Here is a 20881-nt window from a genome sequence, read left to right as displayed (position 1 = left end):
ATGCCCGCGAATACGTATCACGTCGGCGCGCTGCCGCATTCCCGCGCCGCGCGTCTGGTCCTGCGCCTGCTGGAACACCTGCGTTCCGGCCGGCTGGATCTGATTTCTCCCGATGGTTCGGCGCGCACTTTCACGAGCGGGTTTCCCGGGCCGCACGCCATGCTGCGGCTCTCAGACTGGGACGTTCTGGACGCCGTGGCCCGGCGCGGTGACATCGGCTTTGCAGAAGCGTGGCTCCAGCGCCGCTGGGACACGCCCGACCTGGCGGAGCTGCTGACGCTCGTGGCGGTCAACCGCGACGCGCTCGGCCGGGCGATTCACGGCCGCTTCTGGGGATGGGTCGCCTACCGGTTCCGTCACCTGATGCGCTCGAACCGCAAGCCGCAGGCTCGCCGCAATATCCAGGCGCACTACGATCTCGGCAACGATTTCTACCGGCTGTGGCTGGACGACACGATGACCTACTCGTCCGCACTGTTCGAGCAGGACTCGAAGCGATCGCTGGAGACGGCACAGGCGGCCAAGTACGAGCGCATCTGTGCGGTGCTGGACATCCGGCCCGGGGACCGCGTGCTCGAGATCGGCTGCGGCTGGGGCGGTTTCGCGGAACATGCGGCCCGCAGCCGCGCCTGCTTCGTGGAGGGAATCACCCTGTCCCGGGAGCAGCTCGACTACGCGCGCAACCGCATCGCGCAGGCCGATCTGGGAGAACTGGTGCAGTTCCACCTGCGCGACTACCGGGATGCACGGGGTGAATACGACCACATCGTATCGATCGAGATGTTCGAGGCGGTCGGCGAGGGATACTGGCCGGCATACTTCGAGACCGTCCGGAGGTGCCTGCGCAAGGGGGGCAGGGCACTGGTGCAGACGATCGTCATTGCGAACGATCTGTTTGCCCGCTATCGCACCGGACCGATTTCATCCAGCAGTTCATCTTTCCCGGCGGCATGCTGCCCTCGGAAGAAGCGTTCCGCGACCACGCATCCCGCAAAGGGCTCAAGATCGGCGCGACCGCGGCCTTCCGTCTGGACTATGCCGAGACGCTCAAGCGCTGGCGGCACCGCTTCAATCGCCGTGTGGGGGAGCTCAATGCCATGGGCTTCGACGACCGTTTCGTCCGCCTGTGGAACTTCTATCTCGCCTACTGCGAAGCCGGCTTTCGTGCTGGCACGCTCAATGTACTGCAGGTGGAGCTGAAGCGTGTGTAAGGCGTGGCGCATTCTCGCGGTCATCGTGTGTCTGGCGATGGCGTCTCCCGCATACGTGAGGGCCAACACGCCGGCGGCGGACGTCCTGCAGAGCCAGCCCGACGAGTTCCGCGTCCAGGGACAGGGCCGGATGCGCTGGTTCGGGCTTCTCCTGTACGAGGCATCGTTGTGGGTCGCGGGGAGCCAGTGGCAGTGGGAACGGCCTTTCGCCCTCGACATCCGCTACGCACGCGATTTCGCCGGCGAGCGGCTCGCCGACACGAGCGTGAGCGAGATGCAGCGGATCGGCTGGCGCGATCCGGCCCGGCTCGAGGCGTGGCGCGAGCAGATGCGGCGCGCATTTCCCGACGTGAGGAAGGGCAGTCATCTCACGGGGCTGTATCGGCCCGGCAGCGGGGTGGAGTTCTATCACGACGGGCGGTTGACCGCGTCCGTGCGCGACCCCGAGTTCGCTCGAGCCTTCTTCTCGATCTGGCTCGACCCGCGAACGCGGGAACCGGCGCTGCGCGCGGCGCTGCTGGGCGCGCGCTGAACGCCGGAATCGTGTCTGCACCGCTTTCACCGTGGTCGCTGGGCGCCTACGCGGCGTTCGCGCTTCCGCTCGCGATGGCGGCCCTGCCGGTCTACGTCCATGTGCCGAAGCTCTATGGGGACGAACGCGGCCTCGCCCTTGCAACTGTCGGTGTGCTGCTGCTCGCCGTGAGGGCGCTCGATGCACTGCAGGACCCCGTGCTCGGCTGGTGGAGCGATCGCACTGCCGTTCGTCACGGACGCAAGCCGTTTCTCGCCGCGTCGGTGCTGCTGCTGGCGCTCGGGGTGCTGGCTCTTTTCCGTCCCCCGGCTCTGGGGCCCGACGCGCTCGCCGTCTGGCTGGGCATCAGTCTGGTGGTCACCTATGTCGGGTTCAGCATGGGCACGATCAACTACTTCACCCTCGGTGCCGAACTTTCCGGCGACGTGCACCGGCGTACCCACGTCACGGCGGCTCGAGGCGCGGCAGGCGTGATCGGCGTGCTGATCGCCAGCGCGCTGCCGCAAGCCATCTCCGGCAGCGGACAGTTCGGCAAGGGGCTCGAGGTGTTCGCGCTGCTCTATATTCCCGTCCTGCTGGCCGGCGCCGCGGCGGTGATTTTCGGTGTCGCCGAACCCCGGCGGTCCCTGCCGCAACCGGCCTCCGGTTCCTGGAGGGACATGATGGCGCCGCTCGCGGACCACCGGTTCCGCCGGCTGCTGGGCATCTGTCTCGCCAGCGGCGTGGCATCGGCCATACCCGCGACGCTCTTTCTCTTCTACGTCGAGGACGTGCTGAACCGGCCGGCTCTTTCCGGCGTGTTTCTCGCCCAGTATTTCCTGTTCGGCGCGGCAGCCATGCCGCTGTGGGTCAATCTCTCGCGCCGGGCCGGCAAGCGCATCGCATGGATGATCGCCATGGCCGGCAGCATCGCCGCCTTCGTGTGGGCCTATCTTCTGGGTCCGGGAGACGCCTTGGCATTCACGCTGGTATGCGCGCTCTCCGGTCTCGCGTACGGGGCGGAGCTTGCGCTGCCGGCCTCGCTGCTGGCGGACATTGCCGGTGACACCGACCGGACCCGCGCGCGGCAGGGCGCCTACTTCGGTACGTGGCAACTGGTGGAGAAGCTCAACCTCGCCCTCGCTGCGGGAATCTCGCTGCCCTTGCTTCAGTGGTCAGGGTACGAGCCCGGAACGCCGCAGGGACCCATGGGCGATCTTTCCGTGATGTACGCCGTCGTGCCCTGCGCACTCAAGGCCGTCGCCGTCTGGATGCTCTGGCGGACTCCCTTCGAAACGACGGCAGTGCCGCCCCATCCGACCGGAGGAAAGCCTTCGTGAACCGGCGCCACGCTCTCTGCCTCATCCCGGCCATTCCCATCGCGGCCTGCTCGTCTCCCGGCGTGGAGCAGTTCCGGGCAGAACGTCCGGTCCTGGATCTGCGCGAATACTTCAGCGGCAGGGTCGACGCCTGGGGCATCGTCCGCGACCGGGACGGCACGATCTCGCAGCGCTTCACCGTCCGCATCGATGGCCGATGGGAAGGCGACAAAGGAACGTTGGACGAGATCTTCACCTATTCCGACGGGCGCAAGCAGCGGCGCGTGTGGACGCTTCGCAGATCGGGCGACCGGTATGTCGGCACGGCCGCAGACGTGATCGGACAAGCGCAGGGGGAGGCCGCCGGCAATGCCTTCCGCCTTCGCTACGTGCTCGACTATCCGTGGGGCGATTCGACCGTGCATCTGGACGTGGACGACTGGATGTATCTCGTGGACCCCGAGGTGCTTCTCAACCGCTCCACCGTGTCCAAGCTCGGTGTGGAGATTGCCCAGGTGCTCATCAGTTTTCGCAAACCGCGCGGCGCGGAGGCTTCGTCATGACGATGAACGTTCCCATCCGTGACTGGTCCGGCAGGCGGGTGTGGATCGTGGGTGCGTCCACGGGCATCGGCGCGGCGCTGGCCAGGCAGCTTCTCCTGCTCGGTGCGCGCGTCGCCGTGTCGGCACGGCGCCCGGAGCCCCTCGAGGAACTGGCGCGCAGCCATCCGGGGCAGGCGCTCGTGTGCCCGCTCGACGTGACGGTCGCGCCGGAGGTGAGCGAGGCATTCGCCCGAATCCGGTCCGCCTGGGCAGGGCTGGACGTGATGATCTACATGGCAGGCGTGTACCAGCCCTGCAATGCGTGGGATTTCGACGCCGGGGCCGGCCGGCGGCTGTTCGACGTCAACGTCACCGGCGCGCTCCACGTCCTGGAACCAGTCGTTCACGAGTTCGTCCGGGCGCAGGGCGGTCACATCGCCCTCGTGGCTTCCGTGGCTGGCTATCGGGGCTTGCCCAAGGCGCTTTTCTACGGCGCGACCAAGGCAGCCCTCATTCATCTCGCCGAGGGCCTCTATGTCGATCTCGCGCCGAAGGGTATCGGCGTGAGCGTGGTCAACCCGGGATTCGTGCGCACCCCCCTCACGGCGGACAACGACTTCCGCATGCCTGCCCTCATCGCGCCGGAGGAAGCCGCGCAGCAGACGCTCCGCGGGCTCGCGCGGGGCGAGTTCGAGATCCACTATCCGAAGCGCTTCACGCGGCTGGTCAAGTTGGCGAGCTGGCTGCCCTACCGCTGGTATTTCCCGCTCATCCACCGGGTGACGGGACTGTGACGGTCGACGAAATCGTCCGGTACTTCGAGACGCTCGACGAGGTGTCGCTGGGGGCGATCGATCGCGTCTATACGGAGGATGCGTACTTCAAGGATCCGTTCAACGAGGCGCGCCGCAGGGAAGACATCCGGTCCATCTATGCCCGCATGTTCGAATCCCTGTTGGAGCCGAGATTCTCGGTCGTCAATCGCATCGCGGAGGGCGATCAGCTCATGCTCGAGTGGGATTTCACGTTCTCCATCCGGCGGTTCCGGCCTCGCCAGTCATGGCGCATCCACGGTGCGACGCATCTGCGGCTGGCATCCGACGGGCGCATCCGCTACCACCGGGACTTCTGGGACACAGGCGAGGAGCTCTATGCACATCTGCCCCTGCTGGGCCCGGTGATACGGCGCATTTCGAGAGCGCTCGGATGAGCACCGTCGAGCGCGCCCTCATGTGGTTCCGGCGCGATCTTCGCGTCACCGACAACGCGGCACTCCATCACGCGCTGAAGAACGCGGCCGCGGTGAGCTGCGTGTTCGTGTTCGACACGGAGATTCTCGACGCGTTGCCCACGCGGGCCGACAGGCGCGTGGAGTTCATCTGGCACGCCGTGCGCGAGTTGCGCGACAGTCTGGCTTCGCGAGGCGGCAGTCTTCACGTCCTGCATGGGCGCGCGCGGGACGAGATTCCCCGGCTTGCGCGGACGCTCGGGGCCGGCGCGGTCTATGCCAACCACGACTACGAACCCGCCGCGGAAGATCGGGACGCACACGTCGCACGGACGCTGTCGGACGAGGGCCGATCGCTGCGCACGTTCAAGGACCAGTGCATCTTCGAGAAGAGCGAAGTGTTGACGCAGGCGGGTCGACCGTTCAGCGTCTTCACGCCGTATCGGACCGCCTGGCTCAGGACGCTCACGCCGTTTCATCTCGAGGCATATCCGATCGAGAAGCATGCGCGGTCACTGGTCCGGGACCATGTCCCTCCAATGCCCGATCTGTCCGCTCTGGGCTTCACGCCCACCAATCTCACGTCCTTGCAGTTGCCTCTGGGGGCGAGCGGGGCACATGCTCTGCTGGAGGATTTCGTCCCGCGGATGGACGCCTACCGCGAACGCCGCGACTTCCCGGCCATCCGCGGACCTTCGTATCTCTCGGTGCATCTTCGCTTCGGCACCGTGTCCGTTCGCGAGCTTGCGCGGCGCGCGTACGAGCGCGTATCCGAAGGCGCCCGCACATGGCTGTCGGAACTGGTCTGGCGCGATTTCTACTTCCAGATTCTGTGGCATTTCCCCCACGTGGCCGAACGCAGCTTCAAGCCCGAGTTCGATGCGCTGCGCTTCGCGAACCGGGAGGACCACTTCACCGCCTGGTGCGAAGGCCGCACCGGCTATCCGCTCGTCGACGCGGCCATGAAACAGCTCAACTCCACCGGCTACATGCACAACCGGCTGCGCATGGTCGCCGCCTCGTTCCTGGTGAAGCATCTGTGCATCGACTGGCGCTGGGGCGAGCGCTATTTCGCAGCACACCTCAACGATTTCGACCTCGCGGCCAACAATGGCGGCTGGCAGTGGGCGGCCTCGACCGGCTGCGACGCGCAGCCCTACTTCCGCATCTTCAACCCGGTCACGCAATCGGAGAAGTTCGACGCGCAGGGGCGCTTCATCCGGCAGTACCTGCCGCTGCTCGCCAAGGTACCGTCGCGCTACATCCATGCACCGTGGAAGATGCCGCCCCTCGAGCAGCAGGCCGCCGGTGTGACGGTGGGCCGGGAGTATCCGCTTCCTGTCGTGGATCATTCCGAGGCGAGAGAGGCCGCGCTACGGATGTATGCGGCAGTCAAGGCCGGCCGGAATTGAGGGCGCCGGGACGGGCACCGTCGGCAAATGGGCATCGCATCGGCGGAAGACGGACACGGGCGGCATGGTCCGGAGCGGCGGGACGTCAGCAGCCGCCTTCGCCTCCCGCCTTGCTGTCGCACGATTCCGGCGCCCACGCGATCCACGTATATTGACCGGACCATTTCTGGAATCGCGAAGCGGTGCCACCGACTCGGCCGCTGGCACCGATCCGCTCGAAGCGAACAGACAGAGGCAATCGATGAATGCTCGCCATCGCCGCGCTGCGGCCTTTGCCGCTCTGATCCTGCTGTTTCCCTTTGCCCGGCCCCTGCGCGCAGCGCCGGTGCTGGGCACGGATCCTCCCGGACAATGCGAGGCGGACGGCTGCAGCTATTTCGATGAAAGGAATCGATGCATCCTGTCTCCCAGCGGCGGTGACCGTCTGCGCATGCTGCTCGATGGCGCGCTCGTCACGCTCAAGTACCGCGACCGATCGGTGATCTTTCGCAAGATTCCCGACAAGGCTCTCGCCGTCGGACACCGGTTCATGTCCTACTACGATGCGCCAGGAGCCGGGTTGCATCCGATCCGGCTTGAGATTCTCGACGTCGTGGTCAGGCCGAAGGGAGCGTGCGCGCCTGGCGCGCCCGGTTGCGAGGTGACGCACTACAAGTCGAAGATCCGCATCCAGTCCGCCACCGGAGTGCTGAACGTGAACGGCTCCGGCCGGTGCGTTTCGCGCCCGCCGCAGCCGGAGTCCTGACAACGGCGGTCCGGCGTGCTGTCTTCCTCTCCGGGCGGGCGTTCTGCCCGGAACCTCCGCCAGCCCGCCGGGTCAGCGGGTTCCGAACTCCTTCAGCACGTCCGGATCGGGGTCGGCACCCAGACCGGGTCCGTCGGGCACGGAGATTCTTCCGCCGGCAGGCATGCACCTGCCCTTGTAGACCGGAGCCTCCACGTCGAAGAACCGCCATTCGATGAAAGGCTCTCGCTGGAACACGGCAGCGCAATGCAGGCCGGCGAGCAGACCGGGTCCGTCGTAGAACGTGTGCGGCACGACCCGAGCGTTGTATTCGTCCGCCAGGGCGAAGACCTTGCGCAGCGTCGAGATGCCGCCGCATTTCGCCGGGCTGGGCTGCAGGATGTCCACGGCCCCGGAACGGAGGAGCTGAGCGAACTGGTGCGGGGTCGCGGCGTTCTCGCCTGCCGCGATGGGAATACCGCATTCGCGGCGGATGCGCGCCAGTGCCGCATCGTCCTCGGGCGGCCACACGGGTTCCTCCAGCCAGAACGGGTCGACCTCCCGCAGCACGCGCGCGACGCGCAGGGCTTCGCCCAGCGTCCAAGGGCAGTTCACATCCAGCATGAGCCGGGCCTGCGGCCCTGCCGCCTGCCGCGCTGCGCGGATGCAGTCGACATCGATCTCGTGCAGCTTGATGTCGGCGAATCCGGCGTTTCGGGCGCGCTGCACGTTCGCCGCCACTCCCTGCGGCGTGGCGTAGCGGATGAGGCTCGCGTAACAGGGGAGCGTGTCGTGTGCCTTTCCTCCCAGCAGACGGTGCACGGGCACACCCGCTGCCTTGCCTGCGATGTCCCACAGCGCGATGTCGAGCCCGGACAGGGCGTAGATCACCGGTCCGCCGCGTCCGAAGATGTGCAGCTTCTGTTCTGCCTCGCGCATGAGCGGTTCGATGGCATCCGCTTGCGCTCCGACCACCATGGGGGTCAGGACGTGTTCGATGACGGCCTGTGTGGCCGGGATGACGTTGTAGCCGAACGCCTCGCCCCAGCCCACGATTCCGTTGTCAGTTTCGACACGGACGAGCAGCGAGTCCGCGGTAGTCCACGGCCGGCCACCCCACGCGGAGGCTTCGTCCGAGCCTCCCGTCGTGTAGGGAATCTTGAGCACGACCGTCTCGATGCGGGCAATCTTCATGGGTGGTCCTCTCCAGGAAAACGTCTGATCAATGTCTGTGATGGTTGCGCCAGGCCGGCATCCCGGACCCGCGCGTCGCCAGGTCGATCTCACAGCGAACGCAGGAACGCCAGCAGTGCGTGCCGGTCGTCGCGGGCAAAGTGTTCGAAGCGCTGCCGGGAAGAACGCGCTTCGCCGCCGTGCCAGAGTGTCGCCTCCTCCAGGGAACGTGCGCGTCCGTCGTGCAGATAGCGTGCGCGGGGAGTCACGGCCTTGGCCATCCCGATTCCCCACAGTGGCGCCGTGCGCCAGTCGGACGCACCCGCGAGATATTCCCGCACTCCGTCGGCGAGGTCTTCGCCCATGTCGTGCAACAGCAGGTCGGTATACGGCCGGATGACGGTCCGGCCGGTTACCGCAGCCAGCGGCGAATCGCCCAGGGGCGCTTCGCCCGCATGGCAGGTTCCGCAGCCCGCCGATTCGAAGAGGAGGGCTCCCCGGAGCGTGTCCGCGCTGTCCGAGGGACCGGCGGCGGGAGCATCCAGGGCCCGCAGATAGAACGCGACGGCATCCAGTCTGTCGGACGAGATCTCGGGCTGCGTGCCCTGGGCCGCGGCGCGGCAGGCGTCCTGCACGTCCGTGCAGTTCTGTCCCCGATGGACGTCGCTCGTGATGCCGAGATCCTCGAAGAACGCATGCGCCGCATGCGTGCGCAGATCCGGTTGCGTCGCCTTCCAGCCGAATCGACCGGTACGTCTTTGTCCGGTCAGGCTGTCACGGACCCGATTCAGCCGCCCGGAGATGGCGGCTCGTTGCTCCAGCCAGGATTCCGCAACCGCTTCCAGGAGCCCCAATCCCGCTAGCGGCGGCGCGACGCGCATCGACATTGCGGTTTCGGGTTCGAGCGTGCCGAAAGCAAGTGCACGAGTCCCGATCTGCGGAAAGCGCAGCCACACGATGTCGCCGTCCGGATAGCGGCGAACCGTCTCGCGCCATTGAACGGTGAACTCGCCTTCGGCAGGCACCTGGCCCAGGATGCCCTGATGCTGGAGCTGCGAGCCGTAGCGGGGGTGGGGAGGGGCGGCACCCGTGGCGGAGATCCCGGGCAACGACAGACGCAGGATCGCCGACACGGCCGTCTCGCCGGGCGCCTCCGGAGGAACGCCCCGACCGTTGCGCGGATGGCAGTCGACGCATGCCTCGCCGTTGGATGTCGGTCCCCGGCCCCACGAGCCGAAAGGGGACGGCGCGACGACCCACCTTTCGCGGACGACCTGTCTGCCCCTCAGGAATTGCTCGCGCTGATCGGCGCTCAGTCCTGGCGCCGGCGTGTCGTACGCGTGGTCCGCATCGAGTGCCTCGCCGGGCGTTTGCCCCGCCGTGCCCGACGCCGAGTGTCCTCGCTCCGCAGGGATCGCCGGAGCAAGGCTCATCAGCACCAGGAACAGGATGGTGGAGAGCTGTCTCCACTGTTTCGGGTACGAGCGGTCTTGACGCACCCTGCCTCCATGCCCCGATGCGCAGGCCCTTTCGCCCACGGCACGGCTGCAACGGGCAGGCATGTCTCGCGGTTCCTTCGACCGCAGGCCGTTCAGTGTGCCGCCAGCCGGCGGCCCGGCTTCGTTCCCGGAGTCGCATTCGCGCCGGCCGAACGGGACGCTGCACGTACCAGCATGCGCTGCCACAGATCGTCCATGGGCGGCGCCAGCACTGTCTCCGCGTCCACCGGCACCACGTGCCAATCGCCCCGGCGGATCTCCGCGTCCAGCTGCCCGACGGCCCAGCCGGCATATCCTGCGAAGAACTTCCGGTTGCCACCGTCAGCAGGGCGGGCCACCAGGGATTCGAAGATCGGGCCATCTCCGGAGAGATAGAGATCGTCCACAACCGGCAAGGCCTTGACCGGATGTTCGGGGGCGCGGAACAGGAACAGCATGCCATCCGGTTTCACCGGGCCGCCCAGGTAGAGCGGGTCGGGGATGTCCTTCAGCTCCGGCCTGTCCGGTCCGAAGAGCTGCCCTATGGTGAGGCCGGCATCGCGATTGAGGACGACACCCATGGGTCCCGAATCCTGAGGAAAGGTGACCAGGACCACCGTCTGCGCGAAATTGATGTCAGGCATCTCCGGCTTCGCCACCAGCAGCACTGCGTCTCCTTCGTCCTCCACACCCGCCACCGCCGCGGGGGAGGCGGCGCAGACAACCGCGATGGCAAGCGCCGTGCAGCAATCGCGAATCGAGTTCATGGCGGTTCTCAGCGGGCGATCGCCTGATACACGAGCTGCCGGATCGCGATGCGGTACTGCGTCCGGCGCACGGGTTCGGTGGTCATGAACACCACGGTGAGGCGTTCCTTCGGATCGATCCAGAAATAGGTGCCGGCGTATCCGCCCCAGTAGTAGTCCCCGACGGAGCCGTTGTAGTCGGCGCCTCCCTTGTCGGTCCGCACACCGAAGCCCAGACCGAAGCCGTAGCCCGGGCCCGGCAGGTATCCCGCGCCGAGCGCGACACCCGCGTGCATGTGATTGGACGCCATGTACTCCACGGTGCGCGGTCCCAGGACGCGCGCGCCATCGATGGATCCGCCGTCCAGCAGCATCTGGCAAAAACGCAGGTAGTCGCCGGCCGTGCCCACCAGTCCGTGTCCGCCGGCGAAGAAGCCTTGCGGCTGCGTGAAATCGATGAGATCGGGTGTCTTGCCGCTGTAGGGATCGGGTTGCGGCTGTGCGAGTCTTCCCGTCTTGGCGGCCGGCAGGGAGAACGCCGTGTCCGTCATCTTCACGGGGCGCAGTACGCGGTCCTCGAACGCCTTGTCGAGTGTCTGCCCGGTCGCGACTTCGATGACACGCCCGAGAATGTCGGTGTTGTGTCCGTATTCCCATGCCGTGCCTGGTTCGTGGACCAGCGGCAGCCTGGCCATGGTCCTGGCGAAATCCGCCAGCACCCACGACTGGGACCACACGCCCGCTTCCTGGTACATCTTCTGGATCTGCGTGCGGGTTGACAGCGGCGGGCCATAGGTGAGTCCTGCCGTGTGCCGCAGCAGGTCGCCCACCGTGACCGGCCGGCGGGCCGGCACGGTCGTGAAGGTCTGCGCGCCCGTCTTCGGGTCGAACGTCTCCACGCCGACCTTCATGTCCTTGAACTCGGGAATGTACCTGGCCACCGGTTCCTGCAGCGAGAGGCGGCCTTCCTCCACCAGAGTCATTGCCGTGACGGTGGTGATGGGCTTGGTCATCGAGTACAGGCGGAAGATGCTGTCCTCCCGGAGCAGTTCGCCCCTGGCGGAATCGCGCATGCCCTGGGTCGTGACGTACGCGAGCTTGCCGTGCCGGGCGACCATCACCACCGCCCCCGGCACTTCCTTCTTGTCGACCCAACCCTTGACCGTCGCTTCGATGAGCCGCAGACGTTCGGACGAAAGACCCACGTCCTCGGGTTCGGCAGTGGGAAGCGGCGCGGCCCAGGCCGGCATCGCAAGCGCCGCCAGGAGGGCGATCCGGACGAGCAGGAACGAACGGTGGACAGGTTTCAAGGAAGTCTCCTCCGAAGGGGTGGGGCCGGTCCGGTCGGCAGGCATGCTCGCGAGGCGGTAGCGTATTCGTCGGGCCGTCCCGAGGCATTATCGCCTCACCCGGCGAACGCGGCTATCATCCGGATGATGCAGGGCAGGGAAGCTGCCGGGCGTGGCGGCCCGGCATCGGATCGCACCTTGCGCGAGACCGGCGGAACGAAGCACCTGCGTGCCGCCATGGCTTCACTACAAGGCTCGGGGGAGCACGATGGTTCCTGCATTCGACTTCGCAGCGCGGCCCTGTCGTGCGTGCCGGAAGCTCGCACGAGAGGTTGCGGCTCGCTGTCACTGGAGGCAATGACGTGCTTGCTTTCGACCTCATCGCGGAGCGCCGGATCCGCGAGGCGATGGAACGGGGCGAATTCGACGATCTGCCCTGTGCCGGCAAGCCTCTGGATCTGTCGGAAGAGCCGCTGGTTCCGGAGGACGTTCGCATGGCCTATCGCATTCTCAGGAATGCCGGTTTCGTGCCGCCCGAAGTCGAACAGCGGCGGGAGATCGGCGATCTCGAACGTCTGGTTGCGCAGGCTGCGGACGAACCGTCTCGCAATCTCGCCATGCGGCGCCTGCAGGCGCTGCTGACGGCACTGTCGGAAAACCGCCGCGAGGCCGCGCCCCTGTGCCCGGGTTCGTCCTATTTCGAGAAGGCGGTGAGCAGGTTCGCGCGGGGGCGCGGTTGAGCCGCCGGCACGGCGAACCGCGAACCGGCCGCTGAACAGGCGTTCATGGCCGCGGCTCCCCCGGACCCCCAGATCTTTCCGCTCGGCGATCGGGCGCTGGTCGTCGAATTCGGCACCATCGTCGATGCGTCGATCAATGCGCGGGCGCGCGCGTTCGCCGAGCATCTGCTGACGATCCGCGTGCCTTGCGTCAACGACGTTGTCCCGGGCTACGCGTGCGTCACCGTTCACTTCGATCCCATGGCGGCATGCGAGGCCTTCCGTACGACCGAACCCCTTGAGGCCTTGCGCGCCGCCTTGAGCACTGCGTTGCAGAAAGCGCCCCTTGCCTCGAAGAGGAAGGCACGGACCATCGAGATCCCCGTCTGCTACGGCGGCGACCACGGCGCCGATCTGGAGGATGTCGCGCGGCAGTGCAATCTCCCGGCAGAGGAAGTCGTGCGTCTGCACACCGCGCCCCTGTACCAGGTCTACACGCTCGGGTTCGTGCCGGGATTCGGATATCTGGGAGGGCTCGACAGCCGCCTGCGGTGTCCGCGCCGGCAGGCGCCGCGCAAGCGTGTCCCGGCCGGGAGCGTCGGCATCGGCGGTGAGCAGACCGGCGTCTATCCACTGGAGACTCCCGGTGGCTGGAATCTCATCGGCCGAACGCCGCGCAAGCTGGTGCAGTTGTCGGAGGAAGGTGCCCAGATGGTGCTGCAGGCGGGCGACGAAGTGCGCTTCGTCCCGATTTCCGGCGCCGAGTACGATCGGTTGAAGGCTTCCCAGCGATGAGCATCATCGTCGAACGTCCCGGTTTGCTCACGACCTTGCAGGATCTGGGGCGCAATGGTTCGCAGCATCTCGGCGTGCCGGTCAACGGCGCCATGGACGAAGTGTCGCACCGGCTCGCGAATCTGCTGGTGGGCAACGACGAGAACGAGGCCACGCTCGAAATGACGCTCAACGGGCCGACCCTCCGCTTCGAGGAAGACGCCGTCATCGCGCTGTGCGGGCCGGACATGGGGGGCAAGGCGGGCAACCAGATCGTGCCCTGGTGGCGTCCGGTGCGCGTGCCGGCCGGTACCACCATCGCGTTCTCGCGGCCGGAGATCGGTTGCCGAGCCTATCTTGCCGTGGCAGGCGGCTTCGATGTTCCGCTCGTGCTGGGCAGCCGTTCCACCGCGCTCGTGGGTGGCTACGGAGGCTTTCGCGGACGGGCGCTCAAGAAGGGGGATGCGCTTCCCTTGCGCTCTCCCAGGGAAGCGCAGACGGGACGCTGGGTGAGGTCGCTGGCACGCCACCACCATGGGCTTGCTTATCCGAACTGGTCCGTGAGCCGTGCGCGCATGCCCTACCGGGTCAGGCCGCAGATCGTGCGCGTCGTGGTTGGCCGTCACTGGCAGCTGTTTCCCGTTGCCACCCGCGAGCAGCTCACCCAGGCGTTGTACCGGGTGGCCCTCGATTCGGACCGGATGGGGTACAGGCTGGAGGGTGCGCCGCTGGAGCGCCGCCGTGGTGGAGACGTGCTGTCCGAAGGCGTGGTGAACGGCGCCGTGCAGGTTCCGCCGGACGGGGACCCCATCGTGCTGATGGCGGACCGGCAGACCATCGGCGGATATCCGGTGATCGCCGTCGTGGCGGGCATCGATCTTCCGGTCATGGCACAGACGGCGCCGGGCGAGGACATCCAGTTCCGTCTGGTGACTGTCGAGGAGAGCTATGCCGCATCGGCGATCCGCGAGTTTCAGCTCGGACGTGTCCGGCAGTCCCTGGCCGTCCGGCTTTCGGGCTAGCCCATCGTGACGATCGTCGATCTCAATTCGGACATGGGCGAGAGCTTCGGCGCCTGGACGATGGGCGACGACGCGTCGCTGCTGGAGGTCGTCTCGTCGGCGAATATCGCATGCGGCTTTCACGCGGGCGACCCTTCGGTCATTCGTCGCACGGTGCAGCTCGCGGCGCGGAACGGCGTGGCGATCGGCGCTCATCCCTCGCTTCCCGATCACGCCGGTTTCGGCCGCAGGTCCATGGCGGTGAGCGCCGGCGAAGTCTATGACCTGGTGCTCTATCAGATATCGGCCCTGGCGGGCTTTGCGCGGGTTGCCGGTGGGCGGCTCCATCACGTGAAGGCGCACGGCGCGCTGTACAACATGGCTGCGGGTGACGCCTCCCTCGCTGCGGCCATCGCCGCCGCCGTGCGGGACTTCGATGCCGACCTCGTCCTCTACGGACTGGCGGGAAGTGCGCTCATCGACGCCGGCGAAGCGGCCGGGCTGAGCGTCGCGGCGGAAGTCTTCGCCGACAGGAGCTACCGGAAGGATGGCAGCCTGGTGCCACGCTCCCAGCCGGGCGCCGTGATCGACGAGGTCGCGAGTGCCGTCGCGCAGGGGCTCGACATGGTGCGCGATCAGCGCGTCCTGAGTGTGGAGGGCAACTGGGTGCCACTGCGGGCCGACACCATCTGCGTGCACGGTGACACGCCGGGGGCAGTGACGCTCGCACGGGAGTTGCGGCGCGCGCTCGCGACGAACGGCATCGAGGTGCGCGCACCTTGAGTTCCGCCGATCGGATCGGTCGAGCCACAGGGTCTGCCGGAGAGAGGGTCGAAGAAATGAAGAACGCTTCGTTGAAGATGACGGGAATGCTGGCGGTGGCTTCGGTCGTTCTCGCGATGGCGCCGTCCACGGCATCGGCGCAACTGCGTGCCAGCGCCGGTGTCGAGTCCTTCTCGTGGAAGGAAGACACGACGCCGGAGGTCAAGGAATCGGGTGCCCTCCTGGCCTTCGGACTGGAATACACGCGCCCCGCCGACGCCGGACTGCTATGGGCGTACCGGGGCCGGCTCTATTTCGGATCGGTCGACTACGAGGGCGCCACCCTGTTCCCTCCCGTGCAGCCGGTGACAGCCACGACCGAGTACACGGGAACCGTCCAGGAGGCACAGCTGCGCTATCGCTTCGACGTGGGCGGCCAGCGCGGAATGGACTTGGTCGCCGGAGCGGGTGTCGACCTGTGGCAGCGCAGGTTGAGCTCCAGCCAGAAGGAAGACTACGTCATCGGATTCGCCCGTCTGGGCCTGGAAACGGAGCGCGCCGGCGCGGGCTGGCTCGCCGGGCTGGGTGTGAAGATGCCGTTCTACAGCTGGGAGGATTCGCATCTGACCGACATCGGCTTCCAGCAGAATCCCCGCTTGAGGCCGGGAAAGGAGGTGTCGGGCTATCTCCATGCGGGATACCGCTTCCAGGGGCCGCTGGCCCTCGTCTTCTACGTGGACAGCCTCCGGTTGTCGCGCTCGCCTGCCGAACCGGTCGTGCACAACACTCAGGGTTCCATGCTCATCTTCCAGCCGGCCAGCACCCGCTACTCCGCGGGCTTCAAAGTAGTCGTGGATTTCTGACCGCCTGTCGGCGATGGGCAGGCAGGTCGCCGGGACCGGACCCGGTCCGTCAGAAGCGCCGCAGGATCCCCACGGACAAGGCGTCGATGTCCAGGCGGTTCCCGAGACCGTCAGGAACGCGATAGCGTTCCCACTCGACACGTGCGGCGAAGTCGCCGGCAAAGCTCCATTCGGCGCCGAGGCCGATCTTCCACAGCAGCTTCGTTTCCCTGGCGGTGGGCCGGGCCACGTTGACGCTCCCGGTGGATTCCGACTCCGTCTTGCCGCGGGCGCTCATTGCGCCGACGCGCGCAAGCACGAGCAGGTCTTCCCTGACCGGCCATAGACCGACCGCATCGGCGTTGAATCCGTGCGTCACGGTTTCGGTGTGGAGCGAACCGCCTGCGACGGTCGAGCGCACTTCGTAGCTGCGCAGCGTGAAGATGCCTCCCTCGATCGCGAGGTTCCGGTGGAGCCGCCACCCCGCATACGCCTTGGCTGCGTGACCACGGGTATCGGTGTCCACGGAGGGATTCGTGAAACCCAGTGCGGTGAGTTGCCGCTCGCGGTTGGCCGAATCGATGTCGGCTTTCGATATGCCCGCCGAGCCTCCTGCGTAGAAGCGCTCCTGTTCGGCATGTGCCCCGCAGACGGTCAGGACAAGGAGGCCCGGCAGCGAGAGCCGGACGATGGCAGCGCGGGTATTCATGGCGTTCTCCTGAAAGACACAGGACATCGGTGGTTTGCCGCCCTCACGCCGCAGCAGTGGTGTCGAATCGAACGTGACGGGTCCCTCAGCGACTCGCCGCGAGGGTTCGCTGCAGCAGCTCGAGCGTGCGGGCGTTCGCAGTGGCGGCCGAGCCTTCGTGGTAGTTCGCGCCTCCGGTGCGGGCGAATGCGTGGTCCACTCCGGGATAGACGTGAATCGAAACGTGGCTGCGCCCGGCGAAGGTCTCGGCGATGCGATCGACCGTCTCGGGCGGAACCAGATGATCTTCGCGGGCAAAGTGCAGCATGAGCGGCTCGGTGATCCTCGAGGACTCGCCGAGATACTTGTCGATGGACACACCGTAGTACCCCACGGCGCAGTCCGGTCCGGAGCGTGCCGCCGCGAGATAGGCGAGTCGCCCTCCCAGGCAGAATCCCACGACGCCGACCTTGCCGTTCGAGCCCGGCATCGCTCGCAGCGCCTGCACGCACGCAGTGATGTCCTGCACGCCTAGATCCGTGTCGAAACGGCCCATGAGATCGAAGGCGCGCGCCCGATCGCCATCGTCGTACCCCAGTTCCACACCGGGTTCGAGCCGCCAGAACAGGTCGGGAGCGAGCACGGTGAAGCCGTGTGCGGCATAGCGGTCCGCGACATCGCGGATGAACGCATTCACCCCGAAGATCTCCTGGCAGATGACGAGACCGGGGCCGGTGCCCGACGCCGGGGCGGAAAGATAGGCGCCGAACGGTTGGCCGTCGGCGCTGGTCACTTCGATTCGCTTTCCATGCATGGTGGAGAACTCCGGCGGGGCTACCTTGCAGCGGGCCGGCTCGACGCGATCGGCCGCGTGACGCATGGCTTTTACCGTGCCCATCGTGGACACGTCAATGCGAGGGCACGCCAGGTCGCCCTGTCCGCCGTGCCGGTCGTAGACTATCGAATCTCGTACTGCGGGGTTTGCGTGATGTGGAACAGACTTTCCATGCAGGGCGCCCTGGTGCTCGCGATCGTGGCTGCAGGATGCGCAGCGACGGGGGTGACGAGCGGCGCCGGACCTGTCGCGCTGCGTTCGAGCAGCGTCTTGCAGGGCGAGGTCAGAGCCAGCCACCGCTGGGCAGCCGCGTTCGGAGTGAGCGGAAGGCTGATTCGTGTGAACGTGCGTGAGGGCGAGAGAATCGAGGCGGGAACGATCGTCGCGGAGATCGACGGGGCTCCCTTTGAGACGTCCGCCGCGTCCAGCGAGGAGGCGCTCGAATCCGCGAAGGCTCGTCTGGCAACGCTGGGCAACTACATGCGGCCGGAGGACGTGAGGGCGTTCCTGCCCTCCGTCGTGAGCTATGGGGCGGCGGATTCTCTTCGATCTTCCGTTCTGGCGGCGGAGATCGCGCAGGCGACGGCTGCGACCCGGCTCAGGCATGACCGATGGGCGGCCTCCGCTACCCAGCTGCGCGCATCGGCGAGCGGTCGCGTGACACGTATTCGGGCCGCACCAGGCGATCCGGTCGGGGCCGGCCAGGCCGTCGTCGAAATGGAAGATGACAGGGTGCTGGAGATCGCGGTCCGAATACCACCCTCGCTGCTTTCCTCCGTCCGTGCCGGCCGAAGAGCGCTGATCGATTTCTCGGAAGAAGGCGGACCGGTGCGGTCGCTGCACGCGCGGGTCATCCGTGCCGGGCCGCGGGACGTGGACGGAGAGCCCGAACTGGTGTTGATCGTCGTCGAGAATTCGCGGCTGTCCGCGGGCACCCGGGTGCAGGTGCGGATTCATGAACCGGAGGGAAGATCTCTTTGACTTCGCGCCGGTGCGGTGAATATACTTCGTATACCGTTTAGACGAAGTCTAATCCGGTCACGCAGGACCCCGGCCCCGATGGCGGATTGCTCGAACATACCCACGATCTGGAGGTTTCCATGCAACTCAAAGGCTCGAAGACCGAAGGCAACCTGAAGGCCGCCTTCGCTGGCGAATCGCAGGCCAACCGCCGTTATCTCTACTTCGCAAACAAGGCTGACGTCGAAGGCCAGAACGATGTGGCGGCGCTGTTCCGTTCCACCGCCGAGGGCGAGACTGGTCATGCCCACGGCCATCTGGAGTATCTCGAACAGGTGGGGGATCCCGCGACCGGATTGCCCATCGGGGCTTCCCGCGACAATCTGAAGGCGTCGGTGGCAGGCGAGACGCACGAGTACACGGACATGTACCCGGGCATGGCCAAGCAGGCTCGTGACGAAGGATTCGACGAGATCGCCGACTGGTTCGAAACGCTGGCCAAGGCCGAGCGTTCCCATGCGAACCGATTCCAGAAGGCACTGGACGCCCTCCAGGACTGACGCGCCCGGGCAGAGGGGGCGGCGGTCTCAGGCGCCGTCGCCCCGCCTGACGTCGGTCACTTGCGCCTGTCTTTTTCCCCGTTCCCTTTCCTGCGACCCATCCCATGCGCGAAGGCAGCCTGGAAGCACCGACCCGGCATCCGATCGACTGGAAGAACGCCGAGTACTACAGCGAAGAAAGTCTGTTCAAGGAACTCGAGCGCGTCTACGACATCTGCCACGGCTGCCGGCGCTGCGTGAGCCTGTGCAACGCATTTCCCACTCTGTTCGATCTCGTGGACAACAACGAGACCCTGGAAGTGGAAGGCGTGAAGAAAGAGGACTACTGGAAGGTGGTCGACCAGTGCTACCTGTGCGACCTTTGTTACATGACGAAGTGCCCTTACGTCCCGCCGCACGAGTGGAACGTCGATTTCCCGCACCTCATGCTTCGCGCGAAGGCATACAAGTTCAAGCAGGGGGGAATCCGCTTCAGGGACAGGCTCCTGTCATCCACGGACTCGTTGGGCAAACTGGCTTCGATCCCGATCGTCGTGCAAATGGTCAACCTGGTGAACAGGACGCCGGCCACGCGCAAGGTCATGGACGACGTGCTGGGAATACACCGCGAACGGCAACTGCCCGAGTACGACAGCGCGAAGTTTCGAAGCAAGGCGAGGACGGATGCGTCCTTCCCCGCGCAGGACGGCAGGAACACGCCGGGCAAGGTGGCGATCTTCTCCACGTGCTACGTCAACTACAACGAACCGGGTATCGGGCACGATCTCGTCCGGATTCTCACGCACAACCGGATTCCCCACGTCGTCGTGGACAAGGAGAACTGCTGCGGCATGCCCAAGCTCGAACTGGGCGATCTTGAAGCCGTGGAGAAGCTGAAGAACGGCAACATTCCCGTCCTTGCGCACTACGCCAGGGAGGGGTACGCCATCGTGACGGCGGTACCGTCGTGCACTCTCATGTTCAAGCAGGAACTACCCCTGATGTTCCCCGACGATCCTGACGTCAAGGCCGTGCAGGATGCGATGTTCGATCCGTTCGAGTATCTGGTGCTCCGATACAAGGACGGGTTGCTCAGGACAGACTTCAAGACCCCTCTGGGCAAGGTGTCCTATCACATCCCCTGCCACCTTCGGGTGCAGAACATGGGGCAGAAGACGCGTGAACTTCTGGAACTCGTGCCCGGTACCAAAGTCAACGTTGTGGAACGCTGTTCGGGTCACGATGGCACCTGGGGCGTGAAGAGCGAATTTTTCAAGGACTCCATGAAGATCGGCAGGCCCGTGTTCAAGGCGATGGCAAGCAGCGATCCGGACTACATCAGTTCCGACTGCGCAATTGCCGGCCGCCATATCCGGCAGGGCATGGGCGAGACGGGTGCCGCGAAAGAGCATCCGCTTTCGCTCGTGCGGATCGCCTACGGGCTATAGGAAGGATCCGATTCGCGTCCATCGATCAGACCTTCTCCAGGCCGCCAGCGCAACTTCCACACTCTCCCGATGATGCATGCCATGAATGCCATTCCCCGCGACAGCCTCATGACTCTCGAGTCCTACGCGCGCAACCGCAAGGATTTCCGCGCGAAGGTGATGGAGCACAAGAAGTCCCGTCAGGTGCGCATCGGAGACCATGTCACGCTCATCTTCGAGGACGAACTCACCCTTCGCTATCAGATCCAGGAAATGCTGAGGATCGAGAAGATCTTCGACGAGGCTGGCATCCAGGGTGAACTCGAGGCCTACACGCCGTTGCTGCCCGACGGCAGCAACTGGAAGGCGACGATGCTGATCGAGTATCCCGAGGTGGATGAGCGGCGGGTTCGCTTGGCCGAGCTGAAGGGGATCGAGGATCTCACCTGGGTGCGGGTCGCGGGTCACGCCAAGGTGTTTGCCATTGCCGACGAGGACCTGGAACGCGAGAACGACGAGAAGACGTCGTCCGTGCACTTTCTGAGATTCGAACTGTCATCCGCGATGAAGACGTCGTTGCGCGGTGGCGCGTCGCTTTCCATTGGAATCGACCACGCGTCGTACACGCACGCGAACGATCCGGTATCCTCCGGCATTCGAGATTCCCTCCTGAACGACCTCAGATTTCCGACGTGACGAAG

At 66.1% G+C, this 20881-nt stretch carries 22 protein-coding genes and 1 pseudogene; 17 read left to right on the top strand and 6 right to left on the bottom strand.

What is annotated here, in order from left to right; genetic code table 11:
* The 8 genes and pseudogenes from IPK20_25000 to IPK20_24965 all read left to right on the top strand — a co-directional run bounded on the left by IPK20_25000 (nucleotide 1) and on the right by IPK20_24965 (nucleotide 6968).
* Nucleotides 1-1211, top strand: a pseudogene (locus tag IPK20_25000) (class I SAM-dependent methyltransferase).
* A 37-nt stretch (nucleotides 1212-1248) separates the two neighbouring features.
* Nucleotides 1249-1743 (top strand): chalcone isomerase family protein, encoded by a 495-nt coding sequence (locus IPK20_24995; GenBank protein ID MBK8019622.1) that lies wholly within the window; start codon nucleotides 1249-1251, stop codon nucleotides 1741-1743.
* 74 nt (nucleotides 1744-1817) lie between these two features.
* Nucleotides 1818-3062 carry an MFS transporter gene (locus IPK20_24990; protein ID MBK8019621.1) on the top strand — a complete coding sequence of 415 codons (1245 nt, stop codon included), beginning with the start codon at nucleotides 1818-1820 and terminating at the stop codon, nucleotides 3060-3062.
* A 23-nt stretch (nucleotides 3063-3085) separates the two neighbouring features.
* A complete protein-coding gene (locus IPK20_24985; GenBank protein MBK8019620.1) occupies nucleotides 3086-3604 on the top strand; it encodes a DUF3833 domain-containing protein in 519 nt (172 codons plus the stop codon).
* Nucleotides 3601-4377 (top strand): SDR family NAD(P)-dependent oxidoreductase, encoded by a 777-nt coding sequence (locus IPK20_24980; GenBank protein MBK8019619.1) that lies wholly within the window; start codon nucleotides 3601-3603, stop codon nucleotides 4375-4377. The genes IPK20_24985 and IPK20_24980 overlap by 4 nt, the downstream gene beginning before the upstream one ends.
* On the top strand, nucleotides 4374-4793 hold the full coding sequence (locus IPK20_24975) for a nuclear transport factor 2 family protein (protein ID MBK8019618.1): 420 nt from the start codon (nucleotides 4374-4376) through the stop codon (nucleotides 4791-4793). The genes IPK20_24980 and IPK20_24975 overlap by 4 nt, the downstream gene beginning before the upstream one ends.
* A complete protein-coding gene (locus tag IPK20_24970) occupies nucleotides 4790-6223 on the top strand; it encodes a deoxyribodipyrimidine photo-lyase (GenBank protein ID MBK8019617.1) in 1434 nt (477 codons plus the stop codon). Before IPK20_24975 ends, IPK20_24970 begins: the two co-directional genes overlap by 4 nt.
* Nucleotides 6224-6464: 241 nt before the next feature.
* Nucleotides 6465-6968, top strand: coding sequence for a hypothetical protein (locus IPK20_24965; protein ID MBK8019616.1), 504 nt, complete (start codon nucleotides 6465-6467; stop codon nucleotides 6966-6968).
* Nucleotides 6969-7040: 72 nt separating this feature from the next.
* Here IPK20_24965 and IPK20_24960 read toward each other — a convergent pair whose 3' ends face one another.
* The 4 genes from IPK20_24960 to IPK20_24945 all read right to left on the bottom strand — a co-directional run bounded on the left by IPK20_24960 (nucleotide 7041) and on the right by IPK20_24945 (nucleotide 11699).
* Entirely contained in the window at nucleotides 7041-8141 is a 1101-nt protein-coding gene (locus tag IPK20_24960) for a mandelate racemase/muconate lactonizing enzyme family protein (GenBank protein ID MBK8019615.1), read from the bottom strand.
* Between the two features lie 89 nt (nucleotides 8142-8230).
* Complete coding sequence (locus IPK20_24955) at nucleotides 8231-9619, bottom strand: thiol oxidoreductase (protein MBK8019614.1); 1389 nt, start codon at nucleotides 9617-9619, stop codon at nucleotides 8231-8233.
* 92 nt (nucleotides 9620-9711) lie between these two features.
* The gene (locus IPK20_24950; GenBank protein ID MBK8019613.1) at nucleotides 9712-10365 is read right to left on the bottom strand and encodes a YqgE/AlgH family protein; all 654 of its coding nucleotides are present in this window, start codon (nucleotides 10363-10365) and stop codon (nucleotides 9712-9714) included.
* 8 nt (nucleotides 10366-10373) lie between these two features.
* On the bottom strand, nucleotides 10374-11699 hold the full coding sequence (locus IPK20_24945) for a beta-lactamase family protein (protein MBK8019612.1): 1326 nt from the start codon (nucleotides 11697-11699) through the stop codon (nucleotides 10374-10376).
* Between the two features lie 296 nt (nucleotides 11700-11995).
* Between IPK20_24945 and IPK20_24940 the strand changes: the two genes are divergently transcribed.
* Genes IPK20_24940 through IPK20_24920 form a run of 5 tightly spaced genes read left to right on the top strand, consistent with a single transcriptional unit; the run spans nucleotide 11996 to nucleotide 15752 of the window.
* Complete coding sequence (locus tag IPK20_24940; protein ID MBK8019611.1) at nucleotides 11996-12373, top strand: DUF1992 domain-containing protein; 378 nt, start codon at nucleotides 11996-11998, stop codon at nucleotides 12371-12373.
* 45 nt (nucleotides 12374-12418) lie between these two features.
* Nucleotides 12419-13147, top strand: coding sequence for a 5-oxoprolinase subunit PxpB (pxpB, locus tag IPK20_24935; GenBank protein ID MBK8019610.1), 729 nt, complete (start codon nucleotides 12419-12421; stop codon nucleotides 13145-13147).
* On the top strand, nucleotides 13144-14148 hold the full coding sequence (locus tag IPK20_24930; protein ID MBK8019609.1) for a biotin-dependent carboxyltransferase: 1005 nt from the start codon (nucleotides 13144-13146) through the stop codon (nucleotides 14146-14148). The genes pxpB and IPK20_24930 overlap by 4 nt, the downstream gene beginning before the upstream one ends.
* A 6-nt stretch (nucleotides 14149-14154) precedes the next feature.
* Nucleotides 14155-14910, top strand: coding sequence for a LamB/YcsF family protein (locus tag IPK20_24925; protein ID MBK8019608.1), 756 nt, complete (start codon nucleotides 14155-14157; stop codon nucleotides 14908-14910).
* Nucleotides 14911-14966: 56 nt separating this feature from the next.
* Nucleotides 14967-15752, top strand: coding sequence for a hypothetical protein (locus IPK20_24920; protein MBK8019607.1), 786 nt, complete (start codon nucleotides 14967-14969; stop codon nucleotides 15750-15752).
* Between the two features lie 49 nt (nucleotides 15753-15801).
* Here the strand turns inward: IPK20_24920 and IPK20_24915 are convergent, their stop codons facing one another.
* Both IPK20_24915 and IPK20_24910 read right to left on the bottom strand, forming a co-directional pair.
* A complete protein-coding gene (locus tag IPK20_24915; protein ID MBK8019606.1) occupies nucleotides 15802-16440 on the bottom strand; it encodes a hypothetical protein in 639 nt (212 codons plus the stop codon).
* 85 nt (nucleotides 16441-16525) lie between these two features.
* Nucleotides 16526-17233: a dienelactone hydrolase family protein gene (locus tag IPK20_24910; GenBank protein MBK8019605.1), complete on the bottom strand. Its 708-nt coding sequence runs from the start codon at nucleotides 17231-17233 to the stop codon at nucleotides 16526-16528.
* On the opposite strand from IPK20_24910, the gene IPK20_24905 reads away from it, so the two are divergent.
* The 4 genes from IPK20_24905 to IPK20_24890 all read left to right on the top strand — a co-directional run bounded on the left by IPK20_24905 (nucleotide 17228) and on the right by IPK20_24890 (nucleotide 20876).
* Nucleotides 17228-18235 (top strand): HlyD family efflux transporter periplasmic adaptor subunit, encoded by a 1008-nt coding sequence (locus IPK20_24905; GenBank protein ID MBK8019604.1) that lies wholly within the window; start codon nucleotides 17228-17230, stop codon nucleotides 18233-18235. The genes IPK20_24910 and IPK20_24905 overlap by 6 nt on opposite strands.
* Nucleotides 18236-18354: 119 nt before the next feature.
* A complete protein-coding gene (locus tag IPK20_24900) occupies nucleotides 18355-18774 on the top strand; it encodes a rubrerythrin (protein ID MBK8019603.1) in 420 nt (139 codons plus the stop codon).
* A gap of 104 nt (nucleotides 18775-18878) precedes the next feature.
* The gene (locus tag IPK20_24895; GenBank protein MBK8019602.1) at nucleotides 18879-20201 is read left to right on the top strand and encodes a Fe-S oxidoreductase; all 1323 of its coding nucleotides are present in this window, start codon (nucleotides 18879-18881) and stop codon (nucleotides 20199-20201) included.
* A gap of 81 nt (nucleotides 20202-20282) precedes the next feature.
* Nucleotides 20283-20876, top strand: coding sequence for a DUF3501 family protein (locus IPK20_24890; GenBank protein ID MBK8019601.1), 594 nt, complete (start codon nucleotides 20283-20285; stop codon nucleotides 20874-20876).
* Nucleotides 20877-20881: the final 5 nt, after the last annotated feature.

Source organism: Betaproteobacteria bacterium, from assembly GCA_016713305.1.
In the GTDB taxonomy this organism is placed as follows: domain Bacteria; phylum Pseudomonadota; class Gammaproteobacteria; order Burkholderiales.
This window is presented reverse-complemented; position numbering and strand designations above follow the sequence as displayed.

What these genes read in the sequence shown, in the direction of transcription:
- IPK20_24995 (MBK8019622.1), top strand. Translation starts at nt 1,249, where the DNA reads ATGGCGTCTCCCGCATACGTGAGGGCCAACACGCCGGCGGCGGACGTC.
- IPK20_24990 (MBK8019621.1), top strand. Translation starts at nt 1,818, where the DNA reads ATGGCGGCCCTGCCGGTCTACGTCCATGTGCCGAAGCTCTATGGGGAC.
- IPK20_24980 (MBK8019619.1), top strand. Translation starts at nt 3,601, where the DNA reads ATGACGATGAACGTTCCCATCCGTGACTGGTCCGGCAGGCGGGTGTGG.
- IPK20_24970 (MBK8019617.1), top strand. Translation starts at nt 4,790, where the DNA reads ATGAGCACCGTCGAGCGCGCCCTCATGTGGTTCCGGCGCGATCTTCGC.
- IPK20_24965 (MBK8019616.1), top strand. Translation starts at nt 6,465, where the DNA reads ATGAATGCTCGCCATCGCCGCGCTGCGGCCTTTGCCGCTCTGATCCTG.
- IPK20_24960 (MBK8019615.1), bottom strand. Translation starts at nt 8,141, where the DNA reads ATGAAGATTGCCCGCATCGAGACGGTCGTGCTCAAGATTCCCTACACG.
- IPK20_24950 (MBK8019613.1), bottom strand. Translation starts at nt 10,365, where the DNA reads ATGAACTCGATTCGCGATTGCTGCACGGCGCTTGCCATCGCGGTTGTC.
- IPK20_24945 (MBK8019612.1), bottom strand. Translation starts at nt 11,699, where the DNA reads ATGCCTGCCGACCGGACCGGCCCCACCCCTTCGGAGGAGACTTCCTTG.
- pxpB (MBK8019610.1), top strand. Translation starts at nt 12,419, where the DNA reads ATGGCCGCGGCTCCCCCGGACCCCCAGATCTTTCCGCTCGGCGATCGG.
- IPK20_24930 (MBK8019609.1), top strand. Translation starts at nt 13,144, where the DNA reads ATGAGCATCATCGTCGAACGTCCCGGTTTGCTCACGACCTTGCAGGAT.
- IPK20_24920 (MBK8019607.1), top strand. Translation starts at nt 14,967, where the DNA reads ATGAAGAACGCTTCGTTGAAGATGACGGGAATGCTGGCGGTGGCTTCG.
- IPK20_24915 (MBK8019606.1), bottom strand. Translation starts at nt 16,440, where the DNA reads ATGAATACCCGCGCTGCCATCGTCCGGCTCTCGCTGCCGGGCCTCCTT.
- IPK20_24905 (MBK8019604.1), top strand. Translation starts at nt 17,228, where the DNA reads ATGCATGGTGGAGAACTCCGGCGGGGCTACCTTGCAGCGGGCCGGCTC.
- IPK20_24910 (MBK8019605.1), bottom strand. Translation starts at nt 17,233, where the DNA reads ATGCATGGAAAGCGAATCGAAGTGACCAGCGCCGACGGCCAACCGTTC.
- IPK20_24900 (MBK8019603.1), top strand. Translation starts at nt 18,355, where the DNA reads ATGCAACTCAAAGGCTCGAAGACCGAAGGCAACCTGAAGGCCGCCTTC.
- IPK20_24895 (MBK8019602.1), top strand. Translation starts at nt 18,879, where the DNA reads ATGCGCGAAGGCAGCCTGGAAGCACCGACCCGGCATCCGATCGACTGG.
- IPK20_24890 (MBK8019601.1), top strand. Translation starts at nt 20,283, where the DNA reads ATGAATGCCATTCCCCGCGACAGCCTCATGACTCTCGAGTCCTACGCG.